The organism is Streptomyces malaysiensis subsp. samsunensis (genome assembly GCF_024519315.1).
Classification (GTDB): Bacteria; Actinomycetota; Actinomycetes; order Streptomycetales; family Streptomycetaceae; genus Streptomyces; species Streptomyces malaysiensis.
Genome location: NZ_JANIIC010000025.1, coordinates 117,773 through 126,845, shown reverse-complemented (window position 1 = coordinate 126,845; position 9,073 = coordinate 117,773). Strand labels below are relative to the sequence as shown.

At 72.4% G+C, this 9,073-nt stretch carries 7 protein-coding genes; 4 read left to right on the top strand and 3 right to left on the bottom strand.

Annotated elements, in window-relative coordinates:
* Positions 1 to 270: 270 nt before the first annotated feature.
* Entirely contained in the window at positions 271 to 1,020 is a 750-nt protein-coding gene (locus NQU54_RS21925) for a GntR family transcriptional regulator (protein ID WP_069868908.1), read from the bottom strand.
* A 45-nt stretch (positions 1,021 to 1,065) separates the two neighbouring features.
* Positions 1,066 to 2,403, bottom strand: coding sequence for a homogentisate 1,2-dioxygenase (hmgA, locus tag NQU54_RS21920; protein ID WP_257632544.1), 1,338 nt, complete (start codon positions 2,401 to 2,403; stop codon positions 1,066 to 1,068).
* A gap of 76 nt (positions 2,404 to 2,479) precedes the next feature.
* Here hmgA and NQU54_RS21915 point away from each other — a divergent pair, with 76 nt between their 5' ends.
* From NQU54_RS21915 to NQU54_RS21900, 4 genes are all read left to right on the top strand, one after another.
* Positions 2,480 to 3,169, top strand: coding sequence for a TetR/AcrR family transcriptional regulator (locus tag NQU54_RS21915; RefSeq protein WP_257632543.1), 690 nt, complete (start codon positions 2,480 to 2,482; stop codon positions 3,167 to 3,169).
* Positions 3,170 to 3,396: 227 nt separating this feature from the next.
* Entirely contained in the window at positions 3,397 to 5,625 is a 2,229-nt protein-coding gene (locus tag NQU54_RS21910; RefSeq protein ID WP_257632542.1) for a molybdopterin-dependent oxidoreductase, read from the top strand.
* Positions 5,626 to 5,746: 121 nt separating this feature from the next.
* Complete coding sequence (locus NQU54_RS21905) at positions 5,747 to 7,204, top strand: CitMHS family transporter (protein ID WP_257632541.1); 1,458 nt, start codon at positions 5,747 to 5,749, stop codon at positions 7,202 to 7,204.
* A 3-nt stretch (positions 7,205 to 7,207) separates the two neighbouring features.
* Positions 7,208 to 8,491 (top strand): MFS transporter, encoded by a 1,284-nt coding sequence (locus NQU54_RS21900; protein ID WP_257632540.1) that lies wholly within the window; start codon positions 7,208 to 7,210, stop codon positions 8,489 to 8,491.
* Positions 8,492 to 8,509: 18 nt separating this feature from the next.
* Here the strand turns inward: NQU54_RS21900 and NQU54_RS21895 are convergent, their stop codons facing one another.
* Positions 8,510 to 9,028 carry a DUF402 domain-containing protein gene (locus NQU54_RS21895; RefSeq protein WP_093705877.1) on the bottom strand — a complete coding sequence of 173 codons (519 nt, stop codon included), beginning with the start codon at positions 9,026 to 9,028 and terminating at the stop codon, positions 8,510 to 8,512.
* Between the last annotated feature and the right edge of the window lie 45 nt (positions 9,029 to 9,073).

Below are 9,073 nucleotides of genomic sequence, written 5' to 3'. Positions count from 1 at the left end.
CCGCCGCAGGCGCCGCGCCCGCCGCAGGCGCCGCGCCCGCCGCAGGCGCCGCGCCCGCCGCAGGCGCCGCGCCCGCCGCAGGCGCCGCGGCCGCCGCTGGACGCGGCTGGGGCGAGCGGAGCTGCCGGAGCGACATCGTCCGCCGCCCTCCGGTGGCCACGAAGGGGCGCGGGCTGTCTCGATGTGCGGCTCCGCCGTGCTGCGGGCGCGACCGGCCACGACGCAGCCGCGGATGAACGACCCCACCTCGCGACACTTCCAGCGGAGCGCTCAGTCGGCCTCGACCGTGACCGAGAACGAGAAGCGGTCGCCCCGGTAGTGGATGCGGGCCACGTCCACCACGCGGCCGCTCTCGTCGTAGGTCACCCCGGTGTAGTGCAGGATCGGGCTGAGCAGCGGGACCTGGAGCAGCCGGGAGGTCTCGGGGTCGGCGAGGCGGGCCTCCACCGTGTCCGTGATCCGGCTGATCCGCACCCCCACCGCGTCCCGCAGCACCTTCGTCATCGGCCAGCGGATGAGGTCCGCGAGGTCGATACGGTCGGCCAGCTCGGGGCGGACCAGGTTCTCCGCCCAGTTGGTGGGCTCACCGCTGTGGCCGTCGCGGCGCAGTCGGCGGTAGGCGGTCGCCTCGTCCAGACCGGGGAAGTACTCCGCGAGATCCGCCGGCACCGCCGCCGGGCCGTGCTCGAGCACCGTCGTCCGCTCACCCGACTGCTGGGCCACGATCGCGTCCACCGACCCCAGCAGCCGCACCGGCGTGGCGCGCCGCGCGCTCGGCTCGATGAAGGTGCCGCGACGGCGGTGGCGGCTGATGAGCCCCTCGGTCTCCAGCTCCTTGAGCGCCTGCCGCATGGTGAGCACGCTGACCCCGTAGTGCTCGGCGAGCCGGTCCTCGGTCGGCAGCCGCAGCGGATCGTGCGGGGCCCGCCCGAGTATGGAGGCCCGCAGCGACTGCGAGACCTGGTACCACAGCGGCAACTTGCGGTTGAGGGCGAGGGAGTCGGGGGCGAAGGTGGTCACGCGGTCTCCGGTCATGAGTCGACGGCAGCGGCCGCACGGGGGCGTTCAGGGGCGGAAATGGCGCTCCAGACCCTGCCATACGTCGTCATAGCGCCCCTGGAGGTGGTCCGCCTCCAGCGCCTGCCGGGTGGCCGTGACCGGCCAGCGGGTCTCGAACATGAAGGCCAGCCCGTCGTCCAGCTTCTGTGGCGCCAGCTCGGCGGCGCTCGCCCGCAGATACGTCTCATGGTCCGGGCCGTGCGCGGACATCATGTTGTGCAGTGAGCCACCGCCCGGTACGAAGCCCCCCGCGCCGCCGGTCTTCGCGTCGTACGCGCCCTCGATCAGCCCCATGTACTCGCTCATCACATTGCGGTGGAAGTACGGCGGCCGGAAGGTGTCCTCCCCGACCAGCCAGCGCGGCGCGAAGACCACGAAGTCCACGCCCGCGAGCCCGGGGGTGTCGGAGGGCGAGGTGAGCACCGTGAAGATGGACGGGTCCGGGTGGTCGTAGCTGATGGTCCCGAGCACATTGAAGCGGCGCAGGTCGTACACGTACGGCACATGGGTGCCGTGCCAGGCGACCACGTCCAGCGGCGAGTGGTCGTAGGTGGCGGCCCACAGATTGCCGCAGAACTTGTTGACCACCTCCACCGGGCGCTCCACGTCCTCGTACGCCGCGACCGGGGCGAGGAAGTCCCGGGGGTTCGCCAGCCCGTTGGCGCCGATCGGGCCGAGGTCGGGAAGGGTGAAGGGGCGGCCGTAGTTCTCGCACACATAGCCGCGCACCACGGGCTCCAGCGGCTCCACCCGGAACCGCACCCCGCGCGGGATCAGCGCCACGTGACCTGGCTCGGCACGCAGCAGCCCGAACTCGGTGCGCAGCAGCAGCCCGCCCCGCTCGGGGACGATCAGCAGCTCACCGTCCGCGTCGCTGAACACCCGGTCGGTCATGGACGCGTTGGCGGCGTAGAGGTGGATGGCCATGCCGGCGCGCTGGGTGGCGTCGCCGTTGCCGCCCAGCGTCCACAGCCCGGTGAGGAAGTCGGTGCCCTCCGGCGGCTCCGGCAGCGGATCCCAGCGCAGCCGGTTGGGGTCGGGCACGGCCTCGGTGAAGGGCGCGCCGCGCAGCGCGCCGCCCTCGATCCGGGTGAACGGCGGATGCGCGGCGGAGGGCCGGATGCGGTACAGCCACGAGCGGCGGTTGACGGCCCGCGGCTCGGTGAAGGCGGCGCCGCTCAGCTGCTCCGCGTAGAGCCCGAGTGGCGCGCGCTGGGGGGAGTTACGGCCCACGGGCAGTGCGCCGGGCACGGCCTCGCTGCTGTGCTCATTGCCGAATCCGGAGGCGTAGACCAGCCCTTCGGCCGTCTTACGCGCCTGCTCGATCCCTGTCCCGTCGCCCATCGTGCGCTCCCGCCGCTCCGTCGCCGCACCGCTTATTCCTCTGTTAGACGATAGGAATCGAAACCCGGGTGCGTCAATGATCGGGCAGGATGGTGGCGTGCCCATACCGCCCCTCCGCCGCAATCCGGTCCAGCGCCGCAGCGCCGAGCGCCTCGGCCGGATCCTCGACGCCTGCGCCGAGCTGCTCGACGAGGTCAGCTACGAAGAGCTCAGCACCCGGGCCGTCGCCGAGCGCGCCGGTGTCCCCATCGGCTCGGTCTACCGGTTCTTCTCCAACAAGCGGGCGATGGCCGAGGCCCTGGCCCACCGCAATCTGGACGAGTACGCCGAGCGGATCACCCGGCGGCTGGCCGCCTCGGGTGTCTCGGCCACTTCGGGCGTCTCGGCCACTTCCGACGCCGGAGGGGCCGGGGGCGGCGGCTGGCGGGAGGCGATGGACGTCGTCGTCGACGAGTACCTGGCGATGAAGCGCGGGGCGCCCGGCTTCGCGCTCATCGAGTTCGGGCATCCGGTCCCGGCGACCGAGCCGCCGGAGCAGCCCAACCATCTGGTGGCCGACCGGCTGCGGACACTGCTCGCCGACCGGCTCGGGGGCGGCCGGGACGAGGCGGCCGAGGAGCGGCTGCGGGTGGCCTTCCTGCTCGCGGTCGAGACGGCGGACGCGCTGCTGCGGCTGGCCTTCCGGATGGACCCGGAGGGCGATCCGGCGATCGTGGCGGAGACGAAGGAACTGCTGCGCGCCTATCTGGCCCGGGTCCTGGACTGACCCGGGGAGGTCGAGGGGGCGACGGGGGTTCCCCGCCCATCGGGGGTTCCCCGCCCATCGGGGGTTTGCCCGCCCATCAGGGGCTCCCTCCGGCCGAGCTCCCGCCCGCTCGGCGGCTCCCTCCGCTCAGGAGTTCCCGTCGATCCCTCCCCGACATGCCAACCAGTCGGTATGGTGAGCGGGTCCGGCGTGCATCGCCGCCTCGCCGCCGTCCTTGGGAGAGACCGATGAGCACTGCCCTGCGTATCTGCCCGCTCTGCGAGGCCACTTGCGGGCTGACCCTCACCATCGACGAGGGGAGGGTGGCCGGGGCCCGCGGCGATCGCGAGGACGTCTTCAGCAACGGATTCATCTGCCCCAAGGGCGCCGCGTTCGGGGAGCTCGACGCCGACCCCGACCGGCTGCGCCGCCCCCTCGTACGCCGCGCCGGGCGCCTGGAGGAGACCGGCTGGGACGAGGCGTTCGCCGCCGTGGCGGAGGGGCTGGCCCCGCTGCTGCGCGAGCACGGACCGCAGTCCGTGGGGGTCGTGCTCGGCAACCCCAATGTGCACACCGTGGCCGGAGGGCTCTATCCGCCGCTGCTGCTGGGCGCGCTGCGCACCCGTAACGTCTTCAGCGCCAGCACCCTCGACCAGATGCCCAAGCATGTCTCCAGCGGGCTGCTGTACGGCGACGCCAACGCGCTTCCGGTGCCCGATCTGGACCGTACGGACCATCTGCTGATGCTCGGCGCCAACCCGCTGGACTCCAACGGCAGTCTGTGCACCGCCCCCGACTTCCCCGGACGGCTGCGGGCGCTGCGGCGGCGCGGCGGCCGGCTGGTGGTGGTCGACCCCCGGCGCACCCGTACGGCCGCGATGGCCGACCGCCATGTGGCGATCCGGCCCGGCACCGACGCGCTGCTGCTCTTCGCCATGGTGCAGGTGCTCTTCGCCGAGGACCTGGTGGCGCCCGGCCCGCTCGCCGAGCACATCAGCGGGGTGGCCGAGGTGCGGCGGCTGGCCGCGGACTTCCCGCCGGAGGCGGTGGCCGGGGCGTGCGATGTGCCCGCCGAGGAGATCCGCACCCTCGCCCGTGAGCTGGCGGCCGCGCCCAAGGGTGTGGTGTACGGGCGGATCGGCTCCACCACCGTGGAGTTCGGCACCCTCACCAGCTGGCTGGTCGATGTGGTCAATGTGCTCATCGGCCAGCTGGACCGGCCGGGCGGCATGATGTTCCCGCTCGCCGCGACCGGGCGGCGGGAGCGCCCGGCGCGGCCCGGCAAGGGGTTCGCGCTCGGCCGCTGGCACAGCAGGGTCAGCGGATACTCCGAGGCCAAGGGCGAACTGCCCACCGTCGCGCTCGCCGAGGAGATCGAGACCGAGGGCGAGGGGCGGATACGGGCGGTGCTGTCGATCGCGGCCAACCCCGTGCTCTCCGCACCGGACGGCGACCGCCTCGACCGGGCGCTGGCCGGGCTCGACTTCATGGTCAGCGTCGATCCGTACCTCAACGAGACCTCGCGCCACGCTCATGTGGTGCTGCCCCCGCCCCCGCCCAGCCGCAGCCCCCACTTCGACTACGCGTTCAACAGCCTGGCCGTGCGCAACCAGGTCCGCTACTCCCGCCCGGCGATCCCGCTGGAGGCGGACCGGATCAGCGAGAGCGCCATCCTGGCGCGGCTGGTGCTGTGCGCGAGCGGGCAGGGCGGCGCGGACCCGGAGGCGGTGGACGCGATGGTGATCCAGGGGACCCTCGGCAAGGAGGTGGCCGACCCGGCGTCCCCGGTGCACGGACGCGAGCCCGGTGCGCTGGCCGCGCGGCTGACCGGGGTGGACGGCCCCGAGCGCCGGCTGGACATGATGCTGCGCCTGGGCCCGTACGGCGATGGATTCGGCGCCGACCCCGACGGGCTGAGCCTGGAGAAGCTGCTCGCCCATCCGCACGGCATCGACCTGGGGCCGCTGCGGCCGCGCGTCCCCGGGCTGCTGAAGACCCGCAGCGGCACGGTGGAGCTGTGCCCGGAGCCGCTGGCCGCCGATGTGGACCGGCTGCGCCGGTCGCTGGCCGACCGGCCCGCGGGGCTGCTCCTGGTCGGCCGCCGCCATCTGCGCTCCAACAACAGCTGGATGCACAACGTCCCGGCCCTGATGGGCGGCAGCAACCGCTGCACGCTCCAGGTGCACCCCGAGGATGCCGTCCGGCTGGGCCTGGACGACGGCGGGCTGGCCCGGGTCAAGGGCGACGGCGGGGAGCTGGAGGTGCCGGTCGAGGTGACGGACGCGGTACGGGCCGGAGTGGTGAGCCTGCCGCACGGCTGGGGCCATGCCCGCCCCGGCGTCCGGCTGTCGGTGGCCGGGGCCCGCCCCGGGGTCAACGTCAACCAGCTCTTCGACGGCTCACGGCTGGACCCGCTCTCCGGTACGGCGGTGCTCAATGGCCATCCGGTGCACGTCTCACCCTCACTACGGCACTGACCTGGGGTTTTGCGCTTATTGCTCACGCGTCAAGACCTTGTTAACGGAAAGTTGCGCCACCTAACGTCACCTCGACCGCCAAATCTGGGGGAGTTCAAAGGCGAACGTGAGGTAGCCAACTATGCTGACCATCCTCGGCTTCGTCATGATCGCGACATTCCTTGTCCTGATCATGATGAAGAAGATGTCCCCGATGGGCGCCCTGGTGCTCATCCCCGCGCTGTTCTGTGTGCTTGTCGGGAAGGGGGCGCACCTCGGGGACTACGTCCTCAAGGGCGTCGGCGATCTGGCACCTACGGCCGCCATGCTGATGTTCGCGATCATCTACTTCGGGGTGATGATCGACGTCGGCCTCTTCGACCCGATCGTCCGGCTCATCCTGCGGTTCTGCAAGGCGGATCCGATGCGGGTGGTGGTCGGCACCGCGATCCTCGCGGCGGTCGTCTCGCTCGACGGCGACGGCTCCACCACCTTCATGATCACCGTGTCGGCCATGGTGCCGCTCTACCGGCGGCTCAAGATGAGCCTGGTGGTGATGACCGGTGTCGCGGCCATGGCCAACGGCGTGATGAACACGCTGCCCTGGGGCGGCCCGACCGCCCGCGCCGCCGCCGCGCTCAAGGTCGACGCGAGCGACATCTTCGTGCCCATGATCCCGGCCCTCGCGGTCGGCCTGCTCTTCGTGATCGCCCTCTCCTACGGCCTCGGTCTGCGCGAGCGCAGGCGCCTTGGCGTGCTGACGCTGGACGGGGTCACCGCGGACGAGCCGGAGCAGGTGCTGGTCGGCGCGGGCTCCGGCGGCAAGGGCGCCAACGGCCGTCAGGGCGGCAAGCCCGCCCTGACCGGCGGCGGCGCGGGCTCCGGCACAGACGCGGAGGCGGCGTCCGCGAACGGCTCCGGCTCCTCGAATGCCTCCTCCGACGAGGACGACGACGAGTTCAAGGGGCTCGACCCCCACCGCGCCACCCTGCGCCCCAAGCTCTACTGGTTCAACGCGGCCCTGACCGTCGCGCTGCTCGCCCTGATGGTGACCGAGACCATGCCGATCCCGGTCCTCTTCCTGCTGGCCGCCGCCGTCGCGCTCACCGTCAACTTCCCGCATATGAACGATCAGAAGGCCCGTATCGCCGCACACGCCGAGAACGTGGTCAACGTCTCCGGAATGGTCTTCGCCGCGGCCGTCTTCACCGGCGTCCTCACCGGCACCGGCATGGTCGAGCACATGGCCCGCTGGCTGGTCGACGGCGTCCCCGAGGGCATGGGCCCGCACATGGCCGTCGTCACCGGTGTGCTGTCCCTCCCGCTCACCTACTTCATGTCCAACGACGGCTTCTACTTCGGCATCGTGCCGATCCTCGCCGAGGCCGGGGCCGCGCACGGGGTCTCCGCGCTGGAGATCGCCCGCGCCTCGCTCGTCGGACAGGCCCTGCACATGTCGAGCCCGCTGGTCCCCGCCGTCTACGTCCTCGTCGGCATGGCGAAGGTCGAATTCGGCGACCACACCCGGTTCACCGTGAAATGGGCGGCGCTCACCTCCCTGGTGGTGCTCGCCGCGGGTCTCGCGTTCGGCATCATCTGACCCGTGAAGAGTTCAGAGCCCGGGAGGGGCTGGCTGCTGCGCCTGGTCATCGCCTTCTCGTTCACCCAGGGGGCGGTGAGCATGGCGCGGCCTGCCGTCTCCTACCGGGCGCTGGCGCTCGGTGCCGACGCCCGCGCCATCGGTGTCATCGCCGGTGTCTACGCCCTGTTGCCGCTGTTCGCCGCCGTCCCCCTGGGGCGGCGCACCGACCACGGGCGGTGCGCCCCGCTGCTGCCCATCGGGGTCGCGCTCATCGCCACCGGCTGCGCGCTCAGCGGAACGGCCGGATCGCTGCCGGCGATGGCCGCGTGGAGCGGGGTGATGGGCCTCGGCCATCTGTCGTTCGTCATCGGCGCCCAGTCCATCGTGGCCCGCCAGAGCGCCCCCGACGAACAGGACCGCAACTTCGGCCACTTCACCATCGGCGCCTCGCTCGGCCAGCTCATCGGGCCCATCGCGGCCGGTCTGGTGGTCTCCGAACACGACGGGGCGATGGGCCGCACCAGCGCCACCGCGCTGTTCGTCTCCGCCGCCCTCACCACCTTCTCGCTCACCTCGCTGTGGCGCATCGAGCGCCGCCGGGCCGGGACGGCGGGGGCACCCGGCAAGGAGGCCCCCGCGCGGAAGGTGTCCGTACGGGGGATCCTGACCACCCGCGGGGTCGCCTCCGGCATGTTCATCAGCCTCGCCGTGCTCTCCGCCACCGACATCCTGACCGCCTATCTGCCGGTCGTCGGCGAACAGCGCGGGATCTCGCCCGCGGTCGTCGGTGTGCTGCTCAGCCTGCGCGCCGCCGCCACCGTGGCCTGCCGGCTCGCCATCACCCCGATGATCCGGCTGATGGGCCGCACCGTGCTGATGGCCGTCAGCTGTCTGGGCGCCGCGCTGCTGTGCGCGGGCATCGCCCTGCCGGTGCCCGCCTGGACGCTCGGGGTGCTGCTGGCCGGTCTTGGCTTCTGCCTCGGCGTCGGACAGCCGCTGTCGATGACCACCGTCGTCCAGGCCGCCCCGGAGGGGGCGCGCAGCACGGCCCTCGCGCTGCGGCTGACCGGCAACCGGCTCGGCCAGGTGGCCGCGCCCGCCTCAGCCGGTGTGCTCGCGGGGCTCGCGGGCACCGCCGCGCCCTTCGTCATGCTGGGCGGACTGCTGCTGATATCGGCGGCGATAGCCGTCCGGCCGCTGCGCGGGCGCCCGCCCGCGGACCCCGGCGAAGGCCGTTCGGCACCGGAGAAACGGCGTACGGAGGAGTCCCCGGCCTCGCCGGGCACGGGACGCCCGCCCGGATGAGCCGACGGTGAACCGGCGTCAGGGCCGCTCGCCGTCGACCATGCCCAGCCACGGCTCGAAGGCGTTCCCGAACGGTTCGGCGCGCCCGTCGACCGCGTCCATCAGCCACCGCCCCGCCGCCTCGGCCTCCGCTATGACATCCGCCGGATAGCCGTAGCGCACCTGGTGCTCGGCGAACTCGTCCTGGTCCACCAGCAGGGTCGAGCCGTCCGTCCGCTTGCGGAGCACATCGAGGTCCAGGTCCACCATCGTGACCTCGTGGTCGGAGACCCACTGGGGAGGCGTGGCGATATCGCAGTAGACCTCGGTCTCCCGGGGCGCGGCGTTGAACACCGCGGTCCACCACACCTCGTGCGGGAAGAGGATCACATGCGCGCATTCGATCGGCACCGGCGGGCCGTACCCCTTGCGCATGACCGCCCCGGCGGGCAGCCCGAGCCAGACGCCGTGGCCGTCCTCGCCCAGCCTGCGCATCCGCAGATTCCAGTGCAGGGAGCCGTCGTACTTGCGGTAGTTGACGGATACGAGATCGGGCATGAGCCGATCCTAAGCGTTGGCCGCAGGGGCGCGCCGCCTACCATC

Coding starts and splice junctions, on each gene's coding strand:
- NQU54_RS21895 (WP_093705877.1), bottom strand. CDS start 9,028: ATGCCCGATCTCGTATCCGTCAACTACCGCAAGTACGACGGCTCCCTG.
- hmgA (WP_257632544.1), bottom strand. CDS start 2,403: ATGGGCGACGGGACAGGGATCGAGCAGGCGCGTAAGACGGCCGAAGGG.
- NQU54_RS21910 (WP_257632542.1), top strand. CDS start 3,397: ATGAGCACTGCCCTGCGTATCTGCCCGCTCTGCGAGGCCACTTGCGGG.
- NQU54_RS21915 (WP_257632543.1), top strand. CDS start 2,480: ATGATCGGGCAGGATGGTGGCGTGCCCATACCGCCCCTCCGCCGCAAT.
- NQU54_RS21905 (WP_257632541.1), top strand. CDS start 5,747: ATGCTGACCATCCTCGGCTTCGTCATGATCGCGACATTCCTTGTCCTG.